At 63.3% G+C, this 25,893-nt stretch carries 23 protein-coding genes; 14 read left to right on the top strand and 9 right to left on the bottom strand.

The features are described from left to right. Positions 1–59 precede the first annotated feature (59 nt). Positions 60–578, top strand: a complete 519-nt coding sequence (locus tag DM872_RS13775; RefSeq protein ID WP_179060011.1) for a DUF6586 family protein — start codon at positions 60–62, stop codon at positions 576–578. A 71-nt stretch (positions 579–649) separates the two neighbouring features. After that, positions 650–883, top strand: a complete 234-nt coding sequence (locus tag DM872_RS13770) for a hypothetical protein (RefSeq protein WP_077525348.1) — start codon at positions 650–652, stop codon at positions 881–883. 82 nt (positions 884–965) lie between these two features. Here the strand turns inward: DM872_RS13770 and sulA are convergent, their stop codons facing one another. Then, complete coding sequence (gene sulA / locus DM872_RS13765) at positions 966–1,439, bottom strand: SOS-induced cell division inhibitor SulA (protein WP_077525347.1); 474 nt, start codon at positions 1,437–1,439, stop codon at positions 966–968. Positions 1,440–1,449: 10 nt separating this feature from the next. Then, the gene (lexA, locus tag DM872_RS13760) at positions 1,450–2,061 is read right to left on the bottom strand and encodes a transcriptional repressor LexA (protein ID WP_179060010.1); all 612 of its coding nucleotides are present in this window, start codon (positions 2,059–2,061) and stop codon (positions 1,450–1,452) included. 232 nt (positions 2,062–2,293) lie between these two features. Here lexA and DM872_RS13755 point away from each other — a divergent pair, with 232 nt between their 5' ends. Genes DM872_RS13755 through DM872_RS13740 form a run of 4 tightly spaced genes read left to right on the top strand, consistent with a single transcriptional unit; the run spans position 2,294 to position 5,325 of the window. Beyond that, positions 2,294–3,001 carry a TetR/AcrR family transcriptional regulator gene (locus tag DM872_RS13755; RefSeq protein WP_179060009.1) on the top strand — a complete coding sequence of 236 codons (708 nt, stop codon included), beginning with the start codon at positions 2,294–2,296 and terminating at the stop codon, positions 2,999–3,001. Positions 3,002–3,045: 44 nt separating this feature from the next. After that, a complete protein-coding gene (locus DM872_RS13750; RefSeq protein ID WP_179060008.1) occupies positions 3,046–3,570 on the top strand; it encodes a L,D-transpeptidase in 525 nt (174 codons plus the stop codon). Between the two features lie 9 nt (positions 3,571–3,579). After that, on the top strand, positions 3,580–4,578 hold the full coding sequence (gene nagZ, locus DM872_RS13745) for a beta-N-acetylhexosaminidase (protein WP_179060007.1): 999 nt from the start codon (positions 3,580–3,582) through the stop codon (positions 4,576–4,578). Between the two features lie 9 nt (positions 4,579–4,587). Further along, on the top strand, positions 4,588–5,325 hold the full coding sequence (locus DM872_RS13740; RefSeq protein ID WP_179060006.1) for an S-methyl-5'-thioinosine phosphorylase: 738 nt from the start codon (positions 4,588–4,590) through the stop codon (positions 5,323–5,325). 57 nt (positions 5,326–5,382) lie between these two features. On the opposite strand, the gene DM872_RS13735 is transcribed toward DM872_RS13740, so the two are convergent. Genes DM872_RS13735 through mfd form a run of 3 tightly spaced genes read right to left on the bottom strand, consistent with a single transcriptional unit; the run spans position 5,383 to position 12,017 of the window. After that, a complete protein-coding gene (locus DM872_RS13735; RefSeq protein ID WP_179060005.1) occupies positions 5,383–8,013 on the bottom strand; it encodes a DEAD/DEAH box helicase in 2,631 nt (876 codons plus the stop codon). A gap of 6 nt (positions 8,014–8,019) precedes the next feature. Next, positions 8,020–8,541 (bottom strand): CsiV family protein, encoded by a 522-nt coding sequence (locus DM872_RS13730; protein WP_179060004.1) that lies wholly within the window; start codon positions 8,539–8,541, stop codon positions 8,020–8,022. Between the two features lie 35 nt (positions 8,542–8,576). Next, complete coding sequence (mfd, locus tag DM872_RS13725; protein WP_179060003.1) at positions 8,577–12,017, bottom strand: transcription-repair coupling factor; 3,441 nt, start codon at positions 12,015–12,017, stop codon at positions 8,577–8,579. Between the two features lie 135 nt (positions 12,018–12,152). On the opposite strand from mfd, the gene DM872_RS13720 reads away from it, so the two are divergent. The 4 genes from DM872_RS13720 to sthA all read left to right on the top strand — a co-directional run bounded on the left by DM872_RS13720 (position 12,153) and on the right by sthA (position 17,742). Beyond that, positions 12,153–13,619, top strand: a complete 1,467-nt coding sequence (locus tag DM872_RS13720; protein WP_179060133.1) for a glyceraldehyde-3-phosphate dehydrogenase — start codon at positions 12,153–12,155, stop codon at positions 13,617–13,619. Between the two features lie 94 nt (positions 13,620–13,713). Beyond that, positions 13,714–15,111, top strand: coding sequence for an amino acid permease (locus tag DM872_RS13715; RefSeq protein WP_179060002.1), 1,398 nt, complete (start codon positions 13,714–13,716; stop codon positions 15,109–15,111). A 12-nt stretch (positions 15,112–15,123) separates the two neighbouring features. Beyond that, the gene (locus tag DM872_RS13710; RefSeq protein ID WP_179060001.1) at positions 15,124–16,128 is read left to right on the top strand and encodes an FAD:protein FMN transferase; all 1,005 of its coding nucleotides are present in this window, start codon (positions 15,124–15,126) and stop codon (positions 16,126–16,128) included. 219 nt (positions 16,129–16,347) lie between these two features. Then, on the top strand, positions 16,348–17,742 hold the full coding sequence (gene sthA, locus DM872_RS13705) for a Si-specific NAD(P)(+) transhydrogenase (RefSeq protein WP_077525338.1): 1,395 nt from the start codon (positions 16,348–16,350) through the stop codon (positions 17,740–17,742). 165 nt (positions 17,743–17,907) lie between these two features. Here the strand turns inward: sthA and DM872_RS13700 are convergent, their stop codons facing one another. Genes DM872_RS13700 through DM872_RS13690 form a run of 3 tightly spaced genes read right to left on the bottom strand, consistent with a single transcriptional unit; the run spans position 17,908 to position 19,517 of the window. Then, complete coding sequence (locus DM872_RS13700) at positions 17,908–18,630, bottom strand: glycerophosphodiester phosphodiesterase (protein ID WP_179060000.1); 723 nt, start codon at positions 18,628–18,630, stop codon at positions 17,908–17,910. 2 nt (positions 18,631–18,632) lie between these two features. Next, a complete protein-coding gene (locus tag DM872_RS13695) occupies positions 18,633–18,923 on the bottom strand; it encodes a phosphodiesterase (RefSeq protein WP_179059999.1) in 291 nt (96 codons plus the stop codon). A 9-nt stretch (positions 18,924–18,932) separates the two neighbouring features. After that, positions 18,933–19,517 (bottom strand): PilZ domain-containing protein, encoded by a 585-nt coding sequence (locus tag DM872_RS13690; protein WP_179060132.1) that lies wholly within the window; start codon positions 19,515–19,517, stop codon positions 18,933–18,935. A 166-nt stretch (positions 19,518–19,683) separates the two neighbouring features. On the opposite strand from DM872_RS13690, the gene DM872_RS13685 reads away from it, so the two are divergent. From DM872_RS13685 to DM872_RS13675, 3 genes are read left to right on the top strand one after another with little or no spacing between them, the layout of a single operon-like run. Then, the gene (locus DM872_RS13685; RefSeq protein ID WP_179059998.1) at positions 19,684–20,934 is read left to right on the top strand and encodes a lipoprotein-releasing ABC transporter permease subunit; all 1,251 of its coding nucleotides are present in this window, start codon (positions 19,684–19,686) and stop codon (positions 20,932–20,934) included. Then, a complete protein-coding gene (gene lolD / locus DM872_RS13680; protein WP_179059997.1) occupies positions 20,927–21,610 on the top strand; it encodes a lipoprotein-releasing ABC transporter ATP-binding protein LolD in 684 nt (227 codons plus the stop codon). The genes DM872_RS13685 and lolD overlap by 8 nt, the downstream gene beginning before the upstream one ends. 1 nt (position 21,611) lies before the next feature. Beyond that, a complete protein-coding gene (locus DM872_RS13675) occupies positions 21,612–22,856 on the top strand; it encodes a lipoprotein-releasing ABC transporter permease subunit (protein ID WP_179059996.1) in 1,245 nt (414 codons plus the stop codon). A gap of 49 nt (positions 22,857–22,905) precedes the next feature. On the opposite strand, the gene DM872_RS13670 is transcribed toward DM872_RS13675, so the two are convergent. After that, a complete protein-coding gene (locus DM872_RS13670) occupies positions 22,906–23,433 on the bottom strand; it encodes a DUF2062 domain-containing protein (RefSeq protein ID WP_179059995.1) in 528 nt (175 codons plus the stop codon). A gap of 173 nt (positions 23,434–23,606) precedes the next feature. On the opposite strand from DM872_RS13670, the gene DM872_RS13665 reads away from it, so the two are divergent. Beyond that, positions 23,607–25,832, top strand: coding sequence for a DNA internalization-related competence protein ComEC/Rec2 (locus DM872_RS13665; protein ID WP_179059994.1), 2,226 nt, complete (start codon positions 23,607–23,609; stop codon positions 25,830–25,832). Positions 25,833–25,893: the final 61 nt, after the last annotated feature.

The following is a 25,893-nucleotide window of genomic DNA, read 5'->3' as shown; positions in this document are numbered from 1 at the left end:
TATACTGCCCGGTTCCGGGCGCGCTTATACTGCCCGGGTCACCTGTGGAGGGCGCCGTCATGGCCCATGAGCTTTACACCCGCACCAATCAGAAAATCTTCTTCGCTGGCCTGTCCCTGGAGTCATGGGGCAAGGTGGAAGAAAGCAGGGCGATGAATGCCCAGGCATTGGTGCAGTCCCAGCGCGAGGCGGTGTTGTTCCATCTCTATGGCGCGCTGCTCGGCCTGTGTCATGAAATCGCCGGCTACTACCGTCTTCCCGAGGCCGGCGCGCCGCGCGTCGAGTTGCTGCTGACGCCGGAAGTATTGGCTGCCGCACCCAGCCCCGAGTTGGCTGAGCTGGTGGAGTTGGCCCAGCAACGTGAAACATGGTTGGCTGAACTGCTTTCGGCCTATCGCGCATTGTTCCAGCCGCCGCAGGCGCCGAAGCAGGCCAAGATCGACCCGACTCTACCGTTGATCACCGCGGTCAGCGTAGATGAGGAAGAGATGCCACTGTCGCGCGAAGTGTTGGAATCGTGGCGGCAGAATCTGAAATCGCTTGCATTGCGCTTCCGAGAAACACTAAGCGAGTGCTGATTTGATCGACGGGCTAGGGCGTGCTGGCGGCTGGCTGCTACAATGGCCGCCTTTCGTGGAGATATGAAATTATGCCTACGTCCTTTCTGGAAATAGTCGAACTGCCTGATGGCCGCATCATTCTGCGCCGGGCTGAGGACGAGGAGGCGTTGGTGACGCTGGACTTCTCCGCTGATGCCAAGGCTTTCCTTCAGGGGCATCACCTGGAAGTCGCCAAGGCCATGCTGAATGTGGGTGTTCAGATGGCGGGTCGACTGGCTGAAGGTGAGATGGACCATCAGGATGGTCCGCGCGTCCTGCACTGATCTCTGGAGCCAGATCTTCCACTGATCCGGTTACCGTCTTGTGTCAGATGGGCGCAGCAATCGCCAGGCGCCCCGTAACTTTTTAGCCAAGAAGTATGTTCAGGCTTTGCGCGTCTCCCTGGCGTGCTGCTTGGGCCAGTTGGCGTTTGGCTCGTTGCCCCAATTGAAGCCAGCTCACAACGGTATGGCTGCGGCCCAGACGCAGGGCTTCGCAAGCCAGCTCGAGAGCGCTTTGTTCTCCCCGTGGTTGAAGAATCAGAATGCGTTCGCGGTTGAGGCCGGACTCGCGCAGCCAGTCACGGGACAGGCCCGCGGGTGCGCCGATCAATGTCAGCCAGCGCGCGTCTTTCTCTTCGCTCAGTTCCCTCAATATCGACGCGAGCAGGCTGCGGCAATGCCCGGCTGCACCGCGTAGCGACAATTCGCTGAACGCTTCGGGTTCTTCCTTGCTGGGTTCTTCGACCACATCGGTCAGCAACGGCGCCACGGGATTTGCCAGGATGGCGTCGTGGAACAGGGGGAGCTGCGACCGACCAAGCGACTGCGGGAACTGCATAACGCCTCCTTTAGCGGCGGATCACGCCGACACTCAAACCTTCGATCACCAGATCCTGTTCATCCAGGTCGACTTCGATTGGGGCGAACTCCGGGTTCTCGGCAATCAGCCAGACCTTGTCGCCTTCACGCTTGAAACGTTTGACCGTGACTTCTTCGCCCAGTCGAGCTACGACCACCTGGCCGTTGCGGACTTCGCGAGTGCTATGGACGGCGAGCAGGTCTCCGTCATAGATGCCGATGTCTTTCATCGACATGCCGCGAACACGCAGCAGGTAGTCGGCGCGGGGATGGAAGAAATCGGGGTTGATGCGGCAAGATTCCTCGATGTTCTGCTGTGCGAGGATCGGCGCGCCTGCAGCGACCCGGCCAATCACCGGCAGGCCGTCTTCTTCGTTGTTGCCGGGTTCGAAGCCGGGGATGCGAATGCCCCGGGAAGCGCCCGGCGTCATCTCGATCGCACCTTTACGTGCCAGAGCCTTGAGGTGCTCTTCAGCGGCGTTGGGTGACTTGAAGCCAAGTTCCTGGGCGATCTCCGCGCGAGTAGGCGGGAAGCCATTGTCTTCAAGGCAGCGCTTGATGAATGCGAGAATCTCGGCTTGGCGGGGCGTCAGTTTCAGCATGGAGGCGCTCTGTTTTTTTATACAGTTGCTGGGATTATATACAGTGATTCGGCCTTGGCAACGCTTCTTTTTTGGGGGGAGGGCAGAAGGCGGGCGCAGAGAGAGCGACAAAGCTTCATGCCGTGGCTGCGCGGCAAGAATGACCGTTGCGTCAGATAGTGGTGAACGCGGCTTGACAAGCTGACCGGCTGAAACGTATGTTTCAAACAAGTGTTTGTCAGGCGGAGGAGCCATGGCCCAGTCGGAAACCGTAGAACGCATTCTGGATGCTGCGGAACAGCTGTTCGCGGAGAAGGGCTTCGCCGAGACTTCGTTGCGCCTTATCACCAGCAAAGCTGGGGTCAATCTGGCAGCGGTGAACTATCACTTCGGCTCGAAGAAAGCGCTGATCCAGGCGGTCTTCTCGCGCTTTCTTGGTCCATTCTGCCAGAGTCTGGAGCGTGAACTGGATCGACGCCAGTCCAAGGCCGAAAGCAAGGCCAGCCTCGAAGAGCTATTGGAAATGCTCGTTGAGCAGGCCCTCGCGGTAAAGCCTCGTAGTGGCAACGACCTTTCTATTTTCATGCGTCTGCTCGGTCTCGCATTCAGTCAGAGCCAGGGGCATTTGCGCAAGTATCTGGAAGAGGTTTACGGAAAGGTCTTCCGTCGATACATGCTGCTGGTGAACGAATCCGCACCAAGGGTGCCACCGCTGGAACTGTTCTGGCGGGTGCACTTCATGCTCGGCGCCGCGGCGTTCAGCATGTCCGGGATCAAGGCGTTGCGTGCGATGGCGGAGAACGACTTCGGCGTGAACACCTCGATCGAGCAGGTCATGCGCCTGATGGTGCCATTCCTGGCAGCCGGCATGCGTGCCGAGACTGGCGTGACCGATGAGGTGCTGGCGAGCGCCATGCTGAAACCGCGCAACAAGGCCCCGGCGTCTCCCGCCAAGGCTTAATCCCCTATGGGCGCGAGCGGGCTGATCAGCTAAGCTTGCGGCCCATGCAAAACCTCGATCTTCTGCATATTTCCATCGCTGACCAACAGCTCTACGGCTTTGCCGAGGGGCGGTTGGTGCTGCGCATGTCTGTCTCCACCGCGCTCAACGGTGCGGGTGAAACCAACGGCTCCAATTGCACGCCCCGTGGCTTGCACCAGGTTCGCGCGAAGATTGGCGCCGCCTTGCCCCTGGGGGCGGTGCTGCGTGGTCGGCGCTGGACGGGTGAGGTCTGGAGCGCCGAGCTGCACGAGCGCTTTCCGGGAAGGGACTGGATCCTGAGCCGCATCCTCTGGCTCAGCGGAAGAGAGCCCGGCCGCAATCGCCTCGGCAGCGTGGACAGCTTCCGCCGCTATATCTACCTGCACGGTACGCCCGACACCGAGCCCATGGGCGTTCCCCGTTCTCACGGGTGCATTCGTCTGCGCAATACGGATGTGCTGGAACTCTTCGATCGAGTACCCGTCCACTGTGCGGTACGCATTGACGAAGCGCCTTGCCCGGATTGGGCAGCGACGCAACTCTCTTAAGGATTTTTAATGCAAGGTTCCCTGATGCTGGATATCGGCGGCACCTGGCTGACCGCTGAGGATCGGCAGATCCTTCGTCAGCCGGAAGTTGCCGGCCTGATCATCTTTGCCCGCAACATCGAAAGCCCGCGCCAGGTGCGTGAGCTTTGTGCGTCCATTCGTGCCGTTCGTCCGGACCTGATCCTGGCTGTCGATCAGGAAGGCGGCCGCGTACAACGCCTGCGACAGGGTTTCCTGCGCCTTCCCGCGATGCGGGCACTGGCCGACAACGATAACGCCGAGCAGTTGGCCGAGCAGTGCGGCTGGTTGATGGCGACCGAAGTGCTGGCAGTAGGGCTGGATATCAGCTTTGCCCCGGTCCTCGATCTCGACCACCAGCGCAGTGCCGTGGTGGGCAGTCGCGCGTTCGAAGGTGATCCCCAGCGTGCCGCGCGACTGGCGGGTGCGTTCATTCGTGGACTGCGCCAGGCAGGTATGGCTGCTACCGGCAAGCATTTTCCGGGGCATGGCTGGGCCGAGGCCGACTCCCATGTTGCGATTCCCACCGACGAGCGCAGCCTGGAGCAGATCCGCACGAGCGACCTGATTCCCTTCGCAAGCCTGGCAGCCGAACTCGACGGCATGATGCCGGCCCACGTCATCTATCCGCAGGTGGATAGCCAGCCGGCCGGTTTTTCCCGGCGCTGGTTGCAGGACATTCTGCGTGGCGAACTGAAATTTTCCGGCGTCATCTTCAGCGATGACCTGTCCATGGCCGGTGCCCATGTCGTGGGCGACGCCGCCGAGCGTATCGAAGCCGCGTTGACCGCTGGTTGCGACATGGGGTTGGTGTGCAATGACCGCGCCGCTGCCGAGCTGGCCCTGGAGCGCTTGCAGCGCCTGGGCGCAACTCCGCCCGCCAGCCTCGCGCGTATGCGCCGCCGCGCGTTCCCCGGCACCGAGTACCGCCAGGACCCCCGCTGGTTGCAGGCGACTGCTGCCTTGCGTGAAGCCCAATTGATCGATTGAGGAACCGACATGACCGTCTACGCCATCATCGGTGGTACAGGCCTGACCCAGCTCGAAGGCCTGAGCATGAAAGCGCTGCTTCACCCTGACACGCCTTACGGCTCGCCCTCGGCCGGTATCGTTCATGGTGAGTACGCTGGGCACGATGTGTTGTTCCTCGCGCGCCACGGCCATCCGCATCGCATTCCTCCGCATCAGGTGAACTACCGGGCCAACCTCTGGGCCCTCAAGCATGCCGGCGCCGAGGCGGTGATCGCGGTGAACGCGGTGGGTGGCATTCACCCAGCCATGGGGAGCGGCCATCTGGTGGTACCGCATCAGGTGATCGACTACACCCAGGGTCGCATCGGCACTTTCTTCGAGGGCGACCTGGACCACGTCACCCACATCGATTTCAGCCACCCGTACGACGAAGCGCTACGTGGCCAGCTGCTTGCCGCACTGAATGCCTGTGACTACCCGCACAGCGATTTCGGTGTTTACGGCTGCACCCAGGGGCCGCGCCTGGAAACCGTTGCCGAAATCAACCGTCTCGAACGCGATGGCTGCGACATCGTCGGGATGACCGGCATGCCTGAAGCGGCGCTCGCTCGCGAGTTGAACCTGCCTTATGCGTGCCTGTCGCTGGTGGTCAATCCTGCCGCCGGAAAGTCCGACGGCATCATCACCATGGCCGAGATCGAAGCGGCACTGGCCGAAGGTATCGGCAAGGTCCGCAGTGTCCTGGCCCATGTGCTGAAAGCCTGATGCGTCGCTTTCCGCAGGTCGGCATCTCGATGTGATGCCTGCCTGCGGTGCCCCGGCTCAGGCGAAGCGGGGCAAGGGGGCGAAGAGGGCGTCGATGTCCTCTTCCGCCAACCGCCAGCCTTCCTTTTCACGGCCGTCGAGAATCCCGCGTGCGAGCGCGGCTTTCTGCGCCTGCAGCAGCTGGATCTTCTCTTCCACCGTTCCGCGCGAAATCATCCGATAGACGAACACGGGCTTGTCCTGGCCAATGCGATAGGCGCGGTCGGTCGCCTGGCGCTCCACTGCCGGATTCCACCAGGGATCGTAGTGGATCACCGTGTCGGCGGCGGTGAGGTTCAGGCCGGTGCCGCCTGCTTTCAGGCTGATCAGGAACAGCGGGACTTCGCCATTCTGGAAGCGCTGGACCGGTGTCCTGCGGTCGCGCGTGTCGCCGGTGATCTGCACGTACTCGATCGAGCGCTTGTGCAGCTCGTCCTCGATCAGCGACAGCATGCTGGTGAACTGCGAGAACAGCAGCACCTTGCGGCCTTCGGCAATCAACTCCTCGAGCATTTCCATCAGGCTGTCGAGCTTGCCCGAGCTGCTGCCGCGTGAGCGTGAACCGCTTTCCTCGATCAGGCGCGCGTCGCAGCACACCTGGCGCAGCTTCAGCAGGGCTTCGAGTATGACGATCTGGCTGCGGGCCAGACCTTTGCGATCGATCTCGTCGCGGACCTTGTGGTCCATGGCCAGGCGCACGGTTTCGTAGAGGTCGCGTTGGCGGTCGCTGAGCTCGACCCACTGGGTGATTTCGCTTTTGGCGGGTAGCTCGGTGGCCACCGCTTCCTTGCTGCGGCGCAACAGGAAAGGCTTGAGGCGGGCATTGAGGTGCGCCAGGCGGGTGGCGTCGCCGTGCTTCTCGATGGGCGTCCGGTAATTGCGCAGGAAGCCCTGGCTGTCACCCAGCCAGCCGGGCATCAGGAAGTGGAACAGCGACCAGAGTTCGCCCAGGTGATTCTCCAGTGGCGTTCCCGTGAGGCACAGGCGTTGGCGTGCTTCCAACTGGCGTGCGGCTTGGGCGGCCTTGCTGGCGTGGTTCTTGATGTACTGCGCTTCGTCGAGGATCAGAGCGTGCAGCGGCAACTGGGTGAACTGTTCCAGGTCCCGTGGTAGCAGGGCGTAGGTGGTCAGCAACAGATCATGCTCGGCCATCCGTGCGAAGGCCTTCTTCCGACCCGGGCCATGCAAGGCGAGGACGCGCAGGTCCGGCGCGAAGCGTGCCGCTTCGTCCAGCCAGTTGGGGATCAGGCTCGTGGGCATGACCACCAGGGCCGGGCGGTCGAGTCGGCCGGCTTCTTTTTCCAGCAGCAGATGGGCGAGGGTCTGCAGGGTCTTGCCCAGGCCCATGTCGTCGCCGAGGATGCCGCCGGCTCCCACTTCGCGCAGGGTTTGCAGCCAGGCCAGGCCTTCCAGCTGGTAATGGCGCAGCTCGGCATTGAGGCCCTTCGGCGGGCTGCTGGCAGTCGTGCTGCTGTCACGCAGCTTGCGTGCAAGGTCGCGCAGTTCTTCACCACCTTGCCAATGCAGGTCCAGCCCTTCGAGCTGACTCAGGCGGGCTGCATCGGGGCGTGCCAGGCGCAGGCTCTGGGCCGGGTCCTGGTCCCGCTGGTAGAGCTCGCCCAAGGTCGTCAGCACCGGCTTGAGGCGGGAAAAGGGCAGCATCACCTGCAGGGGGCGCCCATCCGCCGCGCGGGTGGCATCCAGTTGCAGGCGTAGTTGTTCGTCGTCTTTGCGGCGCTGCAGGTTCTGCGGATCGAGCAGTTCGGGGTTGCGCTGGATCAGGCGTAGCAGCACCGGAAGCAGGCTGATGCGGCGGCCTTCGACGACGATGCCCAGTTCCAGGTCGAACCATTCACGGCCGGGCGCTTCTTCCACTTCGGCGTACCAGCCTTCGACCTGGGATAGATCGAACTGGAAGCCCGGACGAATATCGATTTGCCAGCCCTGCTCACGTAGTGCCGGCAATTGCTCCCGCATGAAGTGCAGCCATTGCTCGTCACTCGGAAGTTCGAACATCTCCGCGCTGTTGGCGGGCAGCGCCAGGCTCTGTCGCAAGGCTTCCTTGAAACCGTGCTGGCGCAAGGTGTCACGCAGGGTCTGTTCGGCTTTCGGGTGGCGCGCAATGGCCAGTCGTTCGCCATTGCTGCGGTGATGCAATCGCTCCGGTTTCGCCATCTTGCCGTGGGTATGGGCGCCGCCGTAGTCGAACACCAGTCCGGCACGATGCTGCTGGCTACCGACCATACGCCCGCTGCGCAGGTCGTACTGGCTCTGCGCGTGACTGCCGAGGATCAGGTGTGGAATGGGTTGCAGGTCATCCACCAGGCGCTCGGCTGGCGGGGGCGGTGGCTGCCAGCCATCGGCGGGCTGCGCCAGCAGAACGATGATGGCGGCGACGCAGTGCTTGCAGTTGTAGTTCACCGGACAACTGCAATTGCCGACCACGCCCAGACCTTTGGGGGCGAGGCGGATTCGCTGAGTGTAGAAGTGGCCTTCGGAGCCTTCGCAGCTGGTTTCGATGGCCTTGTCGCTCAGGCTGAGCAACCGGATGCGGTCTTCCGTGGAGTATTTGAGGCCACGGGAAAGTGCGCCTGGATCGAAATCCAGGCGCCAATCCAGTTGCCTCAGTTGGTCGAGCAGGGCACTCATGGCGCCTTAGAGCGGGCTGATGCGAATCAGAATGCCCAGGTTGCCGTGGTCGAGGTAGGTGAGCTCGCCATTCTTCAGGCGGGTGCCCTGGCGCAGGCGCTCGCTGCTGCTGATGAGGCCACTGCCGTCGAACTGGTTGATCCAGAAGTCCGCCTGGGCATCGACGCTGCGATCGAGGGTGAGCGCCAGGGTGCCTTCGACCGGGAAGTGCCCCAACTGCTGCTCGCCGGACGTGACCGAAACCTTGTTTTCCATGGCCGACAGGTTCTGCGACCAGGCCTTGTGCAGCAGCACCTCGTAGCCCGCATTGGGGTTGAGCTTGGCTGCTTCGCCATCCAGTGCGGTCCCGCGCTCGCTGCCGGCGATGGATTGGCTGTCCGCCGCCCAGTCGTCCGGCGCCGGCTGGCTGGCGGGGATGGGGTCGCCGGCCTGGCGGAAGATGATCATCTCCACCGAGTAGAGGCCGTCGGCGAAGGCAGCCGGAGCCAGCAGGGCGAGCAACAGGGCGAAGTTACGGATGGCACGCATGGGTTGTTCCTTAATAGGGGCAATCATTCCGCAGACTACTGCGGGGTCAGGCGTTCGAACAGGGCTTCAAGGGTGTTGAAACGTTCTTCCGGGCGCTCCATGGGCACCTGGAACTTGAACAGGGTGGCGCCTTCGAACTTGTAGCGCTTGGGCTGGCCCTGGATCAGTTTGATCAGCACGAGCGGATCGACACTGGTGGTTGCATCGAACTCGATGCGGCCGCCTTGCGGACCGGCATCGACTTTCCTGATACCGAGCTTTTCCGCCTGCAGCTTGAGCAGGGTCATGCGCACCAGGTGCTTGGTAGGTTCGGGCAGCAGGCCGAAGCGGTCGATCATCTCCACCTGCAGTTCCTTCAGTCCGTCTTCGTCGGCTGCCGAGGCAATGCGCTTGTAGAGAATCAGGCGGGCATGCACGTCCGGCAGGTAATCCTCGGGAATCAGCGCCGGCACGCGCAGGTTGATTTCAGGTCCACCCCCCAGCGGCTGCTCCAGGTTGGGCTGCTCACCCTTGCGTATCGCCTTCACGGCGCGTTCGAGCATTTCCATGTAGAGGGTGAAGCCGACGGCCTGAATCTGACCGCTCTGACCGTCGCCAAGCAGTTCGCCTGCGCCGCGGATTTCCAGGTCATGGGTTGCGAGGAGGAAACCGGCGCCCAGGTCCTGGGCGTTGGAGATGGCCTCAAGACGCTTCTCGGCGTCCGGCGTCATCTGTTTGCGGGGTGGCGTCAGCAGGTAGGCGTATGCCTGGTGGTGGCTACGGCCAACACGGCCGCGCAACTGGTGCAGCTGGGCCAGGCCGAACTTGTCGGCGCGCTCGATGACGATAGTGTTGGCGCTGGGCACGTCGATACCGGTTTCGATGATGGTGGAGGCTACCAGCACGTTGAAACGCTTGTGGTAGAAGTCGCTCATCACCTGTTCGAGTTCGCGCTCGCGCATCTGTCCGTGGCCGACGGCGATGCGTGCCTCCGGTACCAGTTCAGCCAGTTCGGCGGCGCATTTCTCGATGGTCGCCACCTCGTTGTGCAGGTAGTAGACCTGGCCACCGCGCAGCAGCTCACGGAGCAGGGCTTCCTTGATGGCGGTGTTCTGCCGCTCCATGACGAAGGTGCGCACCGACAGGCGACGCGCCGGCGGCGTGGCGATGATCGACAGGTCGCGCATGCCCGCCACCGCCATATTCAGGGTGCGCGGGATGGGTGTGGCGGTGAGGGTGAGGATGTCGACTTCGCTGCGCAGGGACTTCAGCTGCTCTTTCTGGCGGACGCCGAAGCGGTGTTCCTCATCGATGATCGTCAGTCCCAGGTTCTTGAAGCGCACGTCGTCCTGCAGCAGCTTGTGGGTGCCGATGATGATGTCGATCTTGCCTTCGGAGAGCTGCTGCGCCGCGCCTTCCACTTCCTTGGCGGACTTGAAGCGGCTCATCACTTCCACGGTCACCGGCCAGTCGGCGAAGCGGTCGCGGAAGCTGTTGTAGTGCTGCTGGGCGAGCAGGGTTGTGGGCACGAGCACCGCGACCTGTTTGCCACTGTGTACGGCGACGAAGGCGGCGCGCATGGCCACTTCGGTCTTGCCGAAGCCGACGTCGCCGCAAACCAGCCGGTCCATCGGCTTCGGGGCGAGCATGTCGGCCAGCACGGCCTCGATGGCGGACTGCTGGTCCGGGGTTTCCTCGAAGGGGAAGCCGGCTGAGAAGGTGGCGTAATCGACCGTCGGGTCCTTGAACGCATAACCCTCGCGTGCTGCGCGGCGGGCGTAGATGTCCAGCAGCTCGGCGGCAACGTCGCGGACCTGCTCGGCGGCCTTGCGCTTGGCTTTCTGCCAGGCTTCGGAGCCGAGACGATGCAGCGGTGCCAGGGCATCGTCGCTGCCGGTGTAGCGCGCGATCAGGTGCAGGCTGGCTACCGGGACGTAAAGCTTGGCTTCCTCGGCGTATTGCAGGGCGAGGAACTCGGCGGCCTGACCTTCGATTTCCAAGGTGATCAGCCCGAGATAGCGCCCCACGCCGTGATCGATATGCACGACGGGGGCGCCTTCTCGGAGTTCCGCCAGGTTCTTGATCACGTTGTCGCCGGCATCGCCGCGGCGCTCGCGACGGCGGCGCTGCATCACGCGCTGGCCGAACAGCGGGCTTTCGGCGATCAGTGCAAGGCCGGGATCGTCCAGCAGCAGGCCTTCATCCAGCGGTGCGATGGTGATGGCCAGGCGTTCGGAACTGCTGACGAAATCCGGCCAACCCTCGACTTCCTGCGGACGCAGCTTCAGGCGTGCGAGCATTTCCAGCAGCACTTCACGGCGTCCGGCGGACTCGGCACTGAACAGCACCCGTCCGGGGAACTCTTCGATGAAGCGGCGCAAGGCCGCCAGCGGTTCGCTGGCCTTGGCCTGGATCGCCAGGTCGGGCAGGGCGCGGGCGGAGAAGCGCTCGCGACCGACGCCGGGCTCGACGTCCTCCTGGCTGAGGATCAGACGGGGCGAACCCTTCAGGCGGGCGAAGCAGTCTTCCACCGGCAGGAACACTTCGGCAGGCGGCACCAGTGGGCGTTCCGGGTCGACGCGGCGTTCTTCGTAACGGTTGCGTACGTCGGTCCAGAACTGCTCGGCCGCCTGCTCGATGCCCGGCAGGGAGAACACCTGGGTATCGGTCGGCAGGTAGTCGAAGAGGGTTGCGGTCTCCTCGAAGAACAGCGGCAGGTAGTACTCGATACCCGCCGGCGTGATGCCGCTGGTCAGGTCCTGGTAAATCGGGCAGCGGCGGAAGTCGACGTCGAAACGCTCGCGGAAGCGGCCGCGGAAATCGGTGACCGCCTTCTTGTCCAGCGGGAACTCGCGTGCCGGCAGCAGGCGGATGGACTCCACCTTGTCCACCGAACGCTGGGTTTCCGGATCGAAGGTTCGCAGGGTTTCGATCTCGTCATCGAACAGATCGATGCGGTACGGCAGGTCGCTGCCCATGGGGAACAGGTCGATCAGCGCGCCACGCACGGCGAACTCGCCATGCTCGTAGACGGTGTCCACGCAGCGATAACCGGCTGCTTCCAGGCGCAGGCGCATCTGCTCCACATCCAGTTTCTGGCCGACATCCAGCACCAGGCTGGAGCCCAGCAGGAAACGCGTTGGCGCCAGGCGGTGCAGGGCCGTGGTGATGGGGACCACCAGCACGCCGCGCTTGACCCCCGGCAGCCGATAAAGGGTGTCGACGCGCTGGGAAATAATGTCCTGGTGCGGCGAAAAGAGGTCGTAGGGCAGGGTTTCCCAATCGGGGAAATGCAGGACGTCAAGGTCCGGGGCGAAGAAACCCAGTTCCTGCTCAAGTCGCTCGGCCGTCTGGCTGTCAGCGGTCAGCAGCAGGGTGAAACGCTTGCCGGCGCTGGCCGCTTCGGCGATGGCCAGGCTCAGTGCGGCACCGGGCAGGTTGCCCCAATGCTGCTTGCCGGCGGCGGAGGGGAGGGGTGGGAGGCGCAATACGGACACGGGCAAGAGGCTCCGGTCGGAAAAAGATCGGCGGATTGTAACTATCCCGACTAGCGGATGTCAGTGTTGAGCCCGCTGCTGATTGCCGGCGCCTGCGTGCGCCGTCATAATGTAGCCCCTTTTTTCATCCCCTACATGTGGAAGGTACTGCCCGTGACTCAGAAGCCCGACCAGTGTCTCGGTGAATGGATCGATCGTGAAGCCCTCGCGGAAGCCATGATTCCGATGATTGGCCAGCTGTATCGCAACAACAATGTTGTGACTTCGATCTATGGCCGTGGCCTGATCAACCGCTCCGTGATCGCCATCCTCAAGGCTCACCGTTTTGCTCGCCACCGCCTGGCGGATGAAGCCGAGCTTTCGGTTCACGAAACCTTCCCGATCCTCAAGGCGATGAGCGAGCTCAAGCTCGGCAGCGCTTCCGTGGACCTGGGCAAGATGGTTGCCAAGTTCAAGGCTGAAGGTAACGGCCGCAGCATCGAGCAGTTCACCAAGGACGAACTGGCCGACGTGGTTGGCAAGCAGAACGGCGGCGCCCGTGAAGGCACTGACGTCGTCCTGTACGGCTTCGGTCGTATCGGTCGTCTGCTGGCTCGCATCCTGATCGAGAAGACCGGTGGCGGCGACGGCCTGCGCCTGCGCGCCATCGTTGTCCGCAAGGGTGCCGACAACGACCTGGTCAAGCGTGCCAGCCTGCTGCGTCGCGACTCCGTGCACGGCCCGTTCGATGGCACCATCACCATCGATGAAGCCAACAACACCATCACCGCCAACGGCAACCTGATCCAGGTGATCTACTCCAACGACCCGGCGTCGATCGACTACACCCAGTACGGCATCAAGAACGCCCTGCTGGTCGACAACACCGGCAAGTGGCGTGATGCCGAAGGCCTGGGCCAGCACCTGAAGTGCGCCGGCATCGACCGCGTGATCCTGACCGCTCCTGGCAAGGGTGCCCTGAAGAACATCGTTCACGGCATCAACCATGGCGAGATCACCGCTGACGACCGGATCGTTTCGGCCGCTTCCTGCACCACCAACGCCATCGTGCCGGTGCTGAAGGCTGTCAACGACCAGTACGGCATCGTCAACGGCCACGTCGAAACCGTTCACTCGTTCACCAACGACCAGAACCTGATCGACAACTTCCACAAGGGCAGCCGTCGTGGCCGCGCCGCGCCGCTGAACATGGTGATCACCGAGACTGGCGCTGCTACCGCCGCCGCCAAGGCTCTGCCGGTTCTGAAGGGCAAGCTGACCGGCAACGCGATCCGCGTTCCGACGCCGAACGTCTCCATGGCCATCCTCAACCTGAACCTGGAAAAGGCCACCAACCGCGAAGAGATCAACGAGTACCTGCGCCAGATGGCCATGCACTCTGACCTGCAGAAGCAGATCGACTTCGTCGCTTCCCAGGAAGTGGTCTCCACCGACTTCGTCGGCTCCCGCCATGCCGGCGTGGTAGACGCCGAGGCCACCATCTGCAATGACAACCGCGTTGTCCTGTACGTGTGGTACGACAACGAATTCGGTTACAGCTGCCAGGTGGTTCGCGTGATGGAAGACATGGCAGGGGTCAACCCGCCGTCTTTCCCGCGCTAAGCGTATGAAATTGAAAAACGGGAGCTCTCGGGCTCCCGTTTTTCATTTATTGGGTCTGTAATCGGATAACAAGAATCGCTTGGGGATTACCCAGATGGAAGGACATCACCTTCACCAAGGGCCACTCAAAAGGGGCCTGAAAAACCGCCACATCCAGCTTATCGCGCTGGGCGGCGCCATCGGTACCGGCCTGTTCCTGGGCTCGGCCGGGGTGCTCAAGTCGGCGGGGCCATCGATGATTCTCGGCTATGCCATTGCCGGGTTCTTCGCTTTCCTGATCATGCGCCAACTGGGCGAGATGATCGTCGAGGAGCCGGTCGCCGGTTCCTTCAGCCACTTCGCCCACAAGTACTGGGGTGGCTATGCGGGATTCCTCGCCGGTTGGAACTACTGGGTGCTGTACGTCCTGGTGGGCATGGCCGAGCTGACCGCGGTGGGCAAGTACATCCAGTTCTGGTGGCCGGAAGTGCCGACCTGGGTGTCGGCCGCAGTGTTCTTCGTGTTGATCAACCTGATCAACCTGGCCAACGTGAAGGTATTCGGCGAAGCGGAGTTCTGGTTCGCGCTGATCAAGGTCGTCGCCATCATCGGCATGATCATCCTGGGTATCTACCTGCTGGTCAGCGGTGAGGGCGGGCCCCAGGCGGCGGTGGACAACCTTTGGAGCCATGGCGGCTTCTTCCCCAACGGCATCGAAGGTCTGGTGATGGTGCTGGCCATCATCATGTTCTCGTTCGGCGGCCTGGAGCTGGTAGGCATTACCGCCGCCGAGGCCAGCGAGCCGAAGAAGGTGATTCCCAAGGCCATCAACCAGGTGATCTACCGCATCCTGATCTTCTACATCGGCGCGCTCAGCGTGCTGCTGATGCTCTACCCGTGGGACAAGCTGCTGGAAACCCTGGGCGCCGCTGGCGATCCCTACAGTGGTAGCCCCTTCGTGCAGATATTCTCGCTGATCGGCAGCGATACCGCGGCGCACATCCTCAATTTCGTGGTGCTGACGGCGGCGCTCTCTGTCTATAACAGTGGTGTGTACTGCAATAGCCGGATGCTCTACGGCCTGGCCGAGCAAGGCGATGCGCCCAAAGCGCTGATGAAGGTCGACGACCGCGGCGTGCCGGTTCTGGCCATCGGTGTTTCGGCCCTGATCACGCTCCTCTGCGTGGTGGTCAACTACCTGGCCCCGCAGAAAGCGCTGGAGCTGCTGATGGCCCTGGTGGTGGCGGCGCTGGTGATCAACTGGGCGATGATCAGCCTGTCGCACCTGAAGTTCCGCAAGTCCATGCAATCCCAGGGTATCCAGCCGTTCTTCAAGGCCCTCTGGTACCCGGTAGGCAACTACCTGTGCCTGGCCTTCGTGGCGCTGATCCTCGGTGTGATGCTGATGATTCCGGGCATCAACGTTTCGGTGTACGCCATTCCGTTCTGGCTGGCACTGATCGGTGTCTGCTACTACTTCAAGCGCTCTACCTCGCGGGTCACCGCTCTCTGACGCTTGATTTCGATGACCAGGCTCATCGTGCTGCTCTCGGCCAGCCTCCTGCTGGCCGGGTGCGGTGATCGCCTGGAGCAGTTCGGCGGCCCTACCATGGGCAGCAGCTACTCCGTCAAGTACGTGCGCAGCGCGTCCGGCCCCTCGGTGGAGCAGGCCCGCCGCGAGGTGGAAGGCATCCTGGCGGAAGTCGACAGCCAGATGTCCACCTACCGCGCCGATTCCGAAGTGGCGCGCTTCAATGCCTTGCCAGCGGGCAGTTGTACGGCACTGCCGGGTCCGATGTTGGAACTGGTGTCATTCGCGAGCGACCTGTCGAAGGACAGCGGTGGCGCCTTCGACATGACGGTGGAACCGCTGCTCGATCTCTGGGGCTTCGGCCCGCAGTCCCGCGGCGATCAGGTGCCCAGCGCCGAAGCCATCGCCGCTGCGAAAGCCGAGATAGGCCAGCAGCACCTGTCGATTCGTGGCCAGGAGCTGTGCAAGGACGCGCCGGTGCAACTGGACTTCAACAGCATCGCTGCTGGCTATGCGGTTGATCGCGTGGTGACGCGCCTCGGTGAACTGGGCGTCGGCAGTGCCCTGGTGGAAATCACCGGTGAGTTGAAGGCTGTGGGGCGCAAGCCCGATGGTTCGCCCTGGCGCATCGCTATCGAAGCGCCGCGAGATGATCGCCAGGTGGCGCAGAAGATCATCCAGCTCGATGGACTCGGCGTTTCCACATCGGGCGACTATCGCAACTATTTTGAGAAGGACGGCAGGCGCTACTCGCACACCCTCGATCCGGCCACGGGAGCGCCGATCAGCCACAACCTCGCGGCGGTAACCGTGGTGGATGGGTCGGTGCTGAGGGCGGACGGTTTGTCCACCTTGCTGCTGGTGCTGGGGCCGGAGGCGGGCCGGGTCTACGCTGAACGCCATGGCATCGCCGCGTTCTTCGTGATCCGCGAACACCAGGGCTTTCGCAGTCATGGCAGTAGCCGCTTCCGCGAGCTGTTCGGCCAAGAGGGCAACTGAGTCCCGGAAGTGTGCCGCGCGTGTGATGTAGTGGATTCAGCTCTCGCCTACGACGCGACCAAGCGCTAATGTGCAGCGCCAGGCGGCTGGACTAAGCTGCACGCCAGTTCAAGGTCCCGTCCAGGATCGCCGAAACAGGTTCCGATTTCCGCGGTGTCGATTGCCGCGGACCTTGCCGGGGGCGCCAGAGGGCGCCCCGGCCCGTTATGAGGAGTAAGCATGGCTGTCTACAACTACGACGTAGTGGTGCTGGGTTCGGGCCCGGCGGGGGAGGGCGCGGCAATGAACGCCGCCAAGGCCGGACGCAAGGTGGCGGTGGTAGACAACCGTCCCCTGGTCGGCGGCAACTGCACCCACCTGGGGACGATCCCGTCCAAGGCACTGCGTCATTCCGTTCGGCAGATCATGCAGTACAACACCAACCCGCTGTTCCGTCAGATCGGCGAGCCGCGCTGGTTCTCCTTCCCCGACGTGCTGAAGAGCGCCGAGCGGGTAATTTCCAAGCAAGTCGCGTCGCGCACCGGCTTCTATGCCCGTAACCGTGTCGACGTGTTCTTCGGTACCGCCAGCTTCCATGACGAGCAGACCGTGGAAGTGGTGTGCGCCAGCGGCGTGGTGGAGAAACTGGTGGCCAAGCAGGTCATCGTCGCCACCGGCTCGCGCCCCTACCGTCCCGCGGACGTCGACTTCAACCATCCGCGCATCTACGACAGCGACACCATCCTCAGCCTGACCCACACGCCGCGCCGCATCATTATCTACGGAGCTGGCGTGATCGGTTCCGAGTACGCCTCGATCTTCAGCGGCCTGGGCGTGCTGGTGGACCTGATCGATAACCGCGACCAGCTGCTCAGCTTCCTCGACGACGAAATCTCCGACGCCCTCAGCTACCACCTGCGCAACAACAACGTGCTGATTCGCCATAACGAAGAGTACGAGCGCATCGAGGGTCTGGAGAACGGCGTGATCCTGCACCTCAAGTCCGGCAAGAAGATCAAGGCCGACTGCCTGCTGTGGTGCAACGGCCGTACCGGCAATACCGACAAGCTGGGTCTGGAGAACATCGGCATCAAGGTCAACAGCCGTGGCCAGATCAACGTCGACCAGTACTACCGCACCGAAGTCAGCAACATCTTCGCGGCCGGTGATGTGATCGGCTGGCCAAGCCTGGCCAGTGCCGCCGCCGACCAGGGTCGCTCGGCCGCGGGTAGTGCGGTGGAGAACGACAGCTGGCGCTTCGTCGATGACGTGCCGACCGGCATCTACACCATTCCGGAGATCAGCTCCATCGGCAAGAACGAGCGCGAGCTGACCCAGGCGAAGATCCCCTACGAAGTGGGCAAGGCCTTCTTCAAGGGCATGGCGCGCGCGCAGATTTCCCATGAGCCGGTGGGCATGCTGAAGATTCTGTTCCACCGCGAGACCCTGGAAATTCTCGGTGTCCACTGCTTCGGCTACCAGGCCTCGGAGATCGTCCACATCGGTCAGGCGATCATGAACCAGAAGGGTGAAGCGAACTCGATCAAGTACTTCATCAACACCACCTTCAACTACCCGACCATGGCGGAAGCCTATCGCGTGGCGGCGTTCGACGGTCTCAACCGGCTTTTTTGAGCGGCACCGGCCGGGCGCCTGAACCGGCCGGGGAGGACCCTCTCGGTGACACGCGCCTATGGCGCTGGCCGAACCGGGAGAGCTTCTGATCAGGCGACGCCTAAAAGAAAAAACCGGCCCTTGTGGCCGGTTTTTTCATGGTGGCGAATGAGGTCGCGGCGGGAATCACCGCCCCCCGATGGAGGTGCTGGCCAGACCGGGGAAGTCGGTGATGATGCTGTCTACGCCAAAGTCGGCAAGACGCCGCATCAGGGCTGGCTCGTTTACTGTCCAGACTGAAACGTGCAGGCCTTCCTTCTGTGCTTTCAGCAGGCGCTCCGGGGTACAGAGCGTCCAGTTCAGGGCCAGCAGATTGCAGCCGTGGTGCTTGGCTACTTTCAGCGGGTCGAGCCAGGCGTACTCCGCCACCAGCCCGCGCGACAGATTCGGTGTCAGCCGGTTGAGGGCACGCAGGACCTCACGGGAACTGGAGGTGACGGTCACCTTGTCCAGCAGGCCGTGGCGTTCAGCCAGCTCCTGGATCGCCAGCACGGTCCGCGCTGCGCGAACCCGCGAAGCGCTCTTCACTTCGAGTTGCCAGTGATCGAAGTCGCAGTGTTCGAACAGGCTCGCCAGGCGTGGGATGGGGCAGGGCTGGTGCCAGCCGGGTCCGCCCAGGCGGGCGTCATATCCCTCCAACTCCCCGGCGTCGTGTTCCGCCACCTTGCCCCTGCGGCCGGTTGTGCGCTTCAGGCTGGGGTCGTGGATTACCATCAGCTCGCCGTCACGGGAGAGATGCAGGTCCAGCTCGCAACGCTTCACGCCATGTGAAAGACAGTGCTTGAAGCTGGCCAAGGTATTTTCCGGGCATTCGCCCTTGGCGCCTCGATGGCCGTAGATCAGGGTCACGTTTATTCCCTTGGTGCTCTGGGTTGATGGTGGCGAACGCTGTCGATGACCTGTCCGCTTTCGAAATAGACCGAGAATTCCCGGTAGTCCCAGCGACTGATCGGTGGCTTGCCTACTGCGGGATGTTCTTTATCGGGAAGGCCGAAGCGTTCCAGTACCGCGCGTTGGCTTTCGCCGCGCACGGGCAGCCGAAGACCCAGGTCGCCTTGCTCGCCGACAGGAATCTCGATGGTTTCCGCGCCTACGGGCAGTGCAAGGAGGAGGCAGGTCAGCAGCAGTCCGGGACGCTTCATGCGGGTTTCTCAGGTGGAAGGAGAGGCGCGTTCACGGGCCTGGCGTCGCTGCTGGGCCTGCTTCTGCAGTATGTGGCGCGCCAGCAGCTGGCGCTGGGCGTCGGTCAGGGCGTCGAATTCCGTGCCGATATCGAACCGGCCGTCATCGCGGACCTGGCTGTGGATGACGATGGCGCTCAGCAAAAGGCCAAGCGCCTGCGGCATCAACACCATCTTGATCGCCAGGTGGGTGCCGAGTTCGATGGGCTGGTCGCTGGTGAAGCCGAGGCCGCCTTCGGACAGGGTGATCTGGCGTGCCGGGCCGATGTCGCGCAGCAAGCTCTGCGCAAGCGCCTGGCCAAGCAGGTCGATGCGCTTGTTGATGACCTTGAGGTAGTTCGCCAGGGTTCTATCGCGCTCATGGATATGCCGCAGCAGGTGCTGCGATTCGAAGTCCATCAGATGCAATTCGCTAAGCAGTCCGAACAGTTGGGAGCCACTGTCCGCGCCGCTTTCATCAGCTGTTTCGCCCTGTTTCAGCGGGCGAAATTCCAGTGCGATCGTATCTTCGATGCGGTAGTATTCGCGGCGGTCATCCGCGTCTCGTGTCGACATGGCGAACCCATGGCAGCGGTGGTGGTCGAAGAGCTGTTCCGTTATGCAAGTCCGTTTGCGTCGCTCGGAGCGCCGCGACAGACCACGAACAGAATTTGAGTGTAAACGCTGCTCGCCAAGCCCCGCCACAAGGACGTCCCTTCTTTCGCCAGCGAACTCCACTTCCATGTTCAGACCGCTGTCCCTGTACATAGGCGCACGCTACACGCGCGCCAAGCGCCGCAACTACTTCGTCTCCTTCATTTCCCTGACTTCGATGATCGGCTTGGCACTCGGCGTGCTGGTGATGATCCTGGTGTTGTCGGTGATGAATGGCTTCGACCACGAGATGCGCACCCGCGTGCTGGGCATGGTGCCCCACGCCACGGTGGAATCCGCGGTGCCGATCAAAGATTGGCGCAAGCTGGCCGAAGGCGTGGCCCGGCATTCCGAAGTGAAGGCCGTTGCACCTTACACCCAGGTCCAGGGCCTGCTCACTGCCGACGGCAAGGTGCAGAAGGTGCTGGTCAACGCCGTCGACCCACAGGAAGAGCCCAAGGTTTCCATCATCGGTGACTTCTTCCGGGAAGGTAGCCTCGGCGCTCTGAAGCCAGGCGAATTCGGCATCGTCATCGGTGATCGTGCCGCCAGCAAGCTGGGCGTCGGCATGGGTGACAAGGTCACCTTCGTGCTTCCGGAGGTCGCAGTGACGCCGGCGGGCGTCTTCCCGCGGATGAAACGCTTCACCGTGGTCGGCATCTTCCATGTGGGTGCCGGCGAGCTGGATGGTTTCCTGGCCATCGCCAACCTGTCCGACGTCGCGCGTCTCAAGCGTTGGCAGCCGGACCAGGTCCAGGGTCTGCGTCTGAAGCTCAACGACCTGTTCCAGGCGCCACAAGTGGCCTGGCAGATCGCCGGCGAACTGAAGGGCGAGGACTTCTACGCCCGCGACTGGACCCGTACGCACGGTAACCTCTACCAGGCGATCAAGATGGAGAAGGCCATGATCGGCTTGCTGTTGTTGCTGATCGTCGCTGTCGCCGCCTTCAATATCATTTCCACCCTGGTGATGGTGGTGACCGACAAGCGTGGCGACATCGCGATTCTCCGCACATTGGGCGCCACGCCCAGGCAGATCATGGGCATCTTCATGGTCCAGGGCACTGTGATCGGGGTTGTCGGCACCCTTATCGGCGGAGTGTTGGGCATCCTCGCCGCGCTCAACGTGAGTGGCGCCATCTCCCTGCTGGAACGCCTCCTGGGGCACAAGTTCCTCAGCGCCGAGGTGTACTTCATCGATTACCTGCCATCCCAGCTGATGGCCGAGGACGTGGTGCTGGTCTGCTCGGCCGCGCTGGTCCTGAGCTTCCTCGCCACCCTTTATCCCGCCTGGCGTGCCTCGCGCACCCAGCCAGCAGAGGCTTTGCGCTATGAGTAACAAGGCAGTCCTGAGTTGCCGCAACCTGGGCAAGAGCTACGACGAGGGCCCGCAGTCCGTCGAGGTACTGTCGGGCGTCGAGCTGGAGCTGCATCCGGGTGAGCGCGTGGCCATCGTGGGCAGCTCCGGCTCCGGCAAGAGCACGCTGCTGAACATGCTGGGCGGGCTGGATACGCCGAGCAAGGGCAGTGTCTGGCTGGCGGGCGAGGAACTGTCCGCCCTCAGTGAGACCGCGCGCGGCCTGCTGCGAAATCGCGCGCTCGGCTTCGTCTACCAGTTCCACCACCTGCTGCCGGAATTCACCGCACTGGAGAACGTCTGCATGCCGCTGCTGATTGGCCGCACCGCAATCGCCGAGGCGCGCAAGCGCGCCACGGCGCTGCTGGAGCGAGTCGGGCTGGGGCATCGCCTGTCGCACAAGCCGGCTGAGCTTTCTGGTGGTGAGCGTCAACGCGTGGCCATCGCTCGCGCCCTGGTCAACAACCCGGGCCTGGTGTTGCTCGATGAGCCTACCGGCAACCTCGACCAACACACCGCGCACGGCATCCAGGAGCTGATGCTGGAGCTGAGCCGCTCCTCGCAGACCGCCTTCCTGGTGGTGACCCATGACCTGCAGCTGGCCCGCCAGATGGACCGGGTGCTGCGCCTCGAAGAAGGCCGACTGGTGGCTGCCTGAGATGTTCAGACCTCTCCCGATCTTCATCGGTACGCGCTATACGCGTGCCAAGCGTCGTAACCACTTCATTTCCTTCATCTCGCTGACTTCGATGATCGGCCTGGCGCTGGGCGTGCTGGCCATGATCGTGGTGCTCTCGGTGATGAACGGCTTCCAGAAGGAAATGCGCTCGCGCATCCTCGGCATGGTTTCCCACGCCACTCTGAGTGCCGATCAGCCCCTGGCGGATTGGCGCCGGGTGTCCGATGCCGCGATGAAGCACCCGGAAGTCGTGGGCGCGGTTCCCTTCGCCGAACTGGAAGGCATGCTTTCCTTTAAAGGCATGATGCAGCCGGTGCAGATCAACGGTGTCGACCCGCAGGAAGAGACCAAGGTTTCGATCATTGGCAAGCACATGGTGCAGGGTGATCTCGATGCCCTGAAACCGGGTGAATCCGGCATCGTCATCGGCGAAATCACGGCGCGGCGTTTCCGTCTCAATGTCGGCGACAAGCTGACCCTGATCGTCCCCGAGGTCAGCAGCGCGCCAGGCGGCATCACGCCGCGCATGCAGCGCCTCAATGTGGTGGGCGTGTTCAAGGTGGGTGCCGAGCTGGACAGCTCACTGGCACTGATCAACATCGCTGATGCCTCCACCATCCAGCGGCTGCCGGAAGGCCAGGTGCAAAGCGTGCGCCTCGCCCTGAAGGATCTGTTCCTCGCGCCTGAGGTGTCGAAGCAGATCGCCGCCGAACTGGGGCAGGGCTATCGCGCTGACGACTGGACCCATACGCAGGGCAGCCTGTTCAGCGCCATGAAGATGGAAAAGACCATGATCGGTCTGCTCCTGCTGCTGATCGTGGCCGTGGCGGCATTCAACATCATCGCCACGCTGATCATGGTGGTCGCCGACAAGCGTGCGGACATCGCCATCCTTCGCACGCTGGGTGCGACGCCGCGGCAGATCATGGCGGTGTTCATGGTTCAGGGCAGTGTGATCGGTGTTATCGGCACGCTGATCGGCACCGTGCTGGGTATCATCACGGCGCTCAACGTCAGCCAGTGGATCGCTGCGCTGGAGCGCGCCAGCGGCCGGCAGATTTTCAGCTCGGACGTCTACTTCGTCAGTTATCTGCCCTCCGAGCTGCAACTGGGAGATGTCGCGCTGATCTGCACCGCTGCCCTGGTCCTGAGCTTCCTGGCAACCCTCTATCCGGCTTGGCGCGCAGCCCAGACCCAGCCCGCCGAGGCCTTGCGCTACGAATAAGGGATGTACCTGCAATAAAAAACGCCGCATTCAATGCGGCGTTTTCATTTCAGCGGCTGTTTTCCCGCCGGGCCTTCTGGCGCTTGCGCCAACTGTGCCCGACCCACCAGCGCCAATAAAGCATCGTCAGCATGTACGCCGCAGCGCCGAGGAGGATGCCGCACACCACCGATCCTAGGAGAAACGGCTGCCAGAGCGTGGAAAGCTCCTGCGTGATCCATTCCCAGGTCAGTTCATCCGGTAGGGCGCGCGGAGAAATCTGCATGATCCACGCCCCCATCTTGTAGGTGCAGTAGAAAACCGGCGGCATGGTGATGGGGTTGGTCAGCCACACGAGGCCGACCGAAATCGGCAGGTTCGCGCGGACCATGATGGCCAGCCCGGCAGCCAGCAGCATCTGCATGGGAATGGGAATGAACGCGGCGAACAGGCCCATGGCCATGGCGCGGGCGACCGAATGGCGATTGAGGTGCCAGAGGTTCGGATCATGAATCAGGGTGCCGAGAAAACGCAGGGACTTGTGTTCCCTGATGGTGTCCGGATTCGGCATGTAGCGTTTGAAGATACGACGCGGCATGGGCGGTCTCTGGCCGACGGAAGCGCCGGGTATTATGCACACCCGGAAATGACATCGCCGGGTCAGTTTGTGTCGGCAAGTTTAAACGGAACTGCGCCGGTTGGATCGAAGGACGCAGGGCGGTACGGGATGTTGCCGCGATCTCCATCCCAGGGAAAGGGAATCGGATGCCCATGATTTCGGGATTGGCCACGCTTGCCGTCGGCCTCCTTCTATTACGCTGGATGCCTGCCTTGCCGCCTGTCTGGTGGCTCCAGGTCCAGCTGGTTCTCGGCTTCGCGCTGCTGACGTCGCGTGCCTGGCGCTGCGGGCTGGTCCTCCTTGGCCTCGGCTGGGCCTGCCTGAGTGCCCAGTGGGCGCTGGACGATCGCCTGGCGCCGCATTTGGACGGCCAGGTGCGCTGGCTGGAAGGGAAGGTGGTTGGCCTGCCTAGTACGGCCGATGGCGTGGTGCGTTTCGAGCTGGAGGACCCTTGGTCTTCGCGGGCGCAATTGCCCCGCCGGCTGCGTCTTTCCTGGCACGGTGGTCCGCGTGTGCTCGCGGGCGAACGCTGGCGGCTGGCTGTTCGTCTCAAGCGTCCTCGGGGACTGGTGAATCCAGCGACCTTCGATTACGAAGCCTGGCTGCTGGCGCGGCGCATAGGCGCAACCGGTTCGGTGAAAACGGGGGAGCGCCTGGAGGTGGCCAGCGGGACTGTCGCCTGGCGCGACTCCCTGCGCCAGCGCGTGTTGCAGGTGGATGCCTGGGGACGGGCCGGTGGGCTCGCAGCCCTTGTGCTGGGCGATGGCTCCGGCTTGCAGGACCGGGACTGGCGCCTGCTGCAGGATACGGGGACCACACACCTGATGGTGATTTCCGGTCAGCACATCACGCTGTTCGCGGGCGTGCTCTATGGCCTGGTGGTGCTGCTCGCTCGAAACGGATTCTGGCCTCGGTGGTTGCCCTGGCTACCCCCGGCGTGCGCCATGGCCCTTGCCGGCGGAATCGGATATGGCGTGCTGGCCGGGTTCGATGTGCCCGTGCAGCGCGCCTGCGTGATGCTTGCGGTCGTCCTGCTCTGGCGCTTGCGTTTTCGTCATCTGGGGGTCCTCACACCTTTGCTGGCGGCTCTGTGCGTCGTCCTGCTGGCGGAACCGCTGGTGGTGTTGCAGCCGGGCTTCTGGCTGTCTTTCGGGGCTGTAGTCCTGCTGGTGCTGGCCTTTGCCGGGCGCCTGGGGGTATGGCGCTGGTGGACGACCTGGTGGCGGGCCCAGTGGGTCATGGGGTTGGGGTTGGCGCCGTTGTTGCTGGCCTTGGCCTTGCCCGTCAGCCTCAGCGGCCCGCTGGCGAACCTGCTGGCAGTGCCCTGGATCAGCCTGGTGGTGTTGCCGCTGGCATTGCTGGGCACCTTGCTACTGGGCATTCCCCCACTGGGGGAAGCGCTGCTCTGGTTGGCGGGCGGTGCGCTGGAGCTGCTGTTCCTGATACTGGGGTGGACCGCGACGCAGGTACCCGCCTGGATTCCCGCGCAGGTCCCGCTCTGGGGTTGGCTCTTGGGAACAATGGGGGTTCTGCTGCTGATTGCCCCTGCTGGCGTGCCACTGCGTGCGCTAGGGCTGGCACTGCTGGTGCCCATGTTGTTCCCGCCGCAGGAGCCCCTGGCGCCGGGGCAGGCGGAGGTCCGGGTGCTGGATGTCGGGCAGGGGCTCTCCGTGCTGGTGCGCACCCGTGGACATGCGCTGCTCTACGACGCGGGACCACGCCGGGGTGACTTCGATATCGGCGGGCGCGTGGTAGTCCCGACGTTGCGTGGCCTGGGGCTGTCGCGGCTGGACCTGATGCTGATCAGTCACGCGGACTCCGATCACGCCGGTGGAGCCCTGGCCGTAAGCCGGGGGTTGGCGGTGGAACGCGTGCTGACCGGCGAGCTGGAACGGCTGCCGCCTGAGCTGGGCGCCGAAGCCTGTCCGCCTGACCAGGCGTGGTCCTGGGATGGCGTGGACTTCCGTATCTGGCAGTCACCGCTGACTGGCGACAGCAATGACGGCTCGTGCGTATTGGCGGTCGAGGCTGCTGGTGAGCGCCTCCTGCTGAGTGGCGACCTGGGCGCGCGGGGTGAAGCCGCCTGGATCGCCAGTGGCCAGCCACTCGAAGCGCGCTGGCTGGTGGCGGGCCACCATGGCAGTCGGACCTCCTCCAGCGGCCCCTTCTTGCGTGCCGTGGCGCCTGAGAAAGTGCTGATTTCCCGAGGCCACCTGAATCCTTACGGCCATCCCCATCCGTTGGTCGTTTCGCGAATTCGGGCGCTGCCCGCCGAGATCCATGACACGGCCGAGCAGGGGCATCTGCTGCTGCGCCTGGGGGCTGGAGTCGAGCCGGAAAGCGAGCGCGAAAAGTCCGTGTTCTGGAGGGAAAAATGAGAACAGCGACGGTCGGCGGGGGGCCGACCCTATGCTAGAGTGGCGCCACTTTTCCGAAGGG

It is taken from the genome of Pseudomonas taiwanensis (assembly GCF_013393345.1).
GTDB classification, from domain to species: domain Bacteria; phylum Pseudomonadota; class Gammaproteobacteria; order Pseudomonadales; family Pseudomonadaceae; genus Metapseudomonas; species Metapseudomonas resinovorans_C.
The sequence above is the reverse complement of the archived record's forward strand: the minus strand, read 5'-3'. Positions and strand labels throughout refer to the sequence as shown.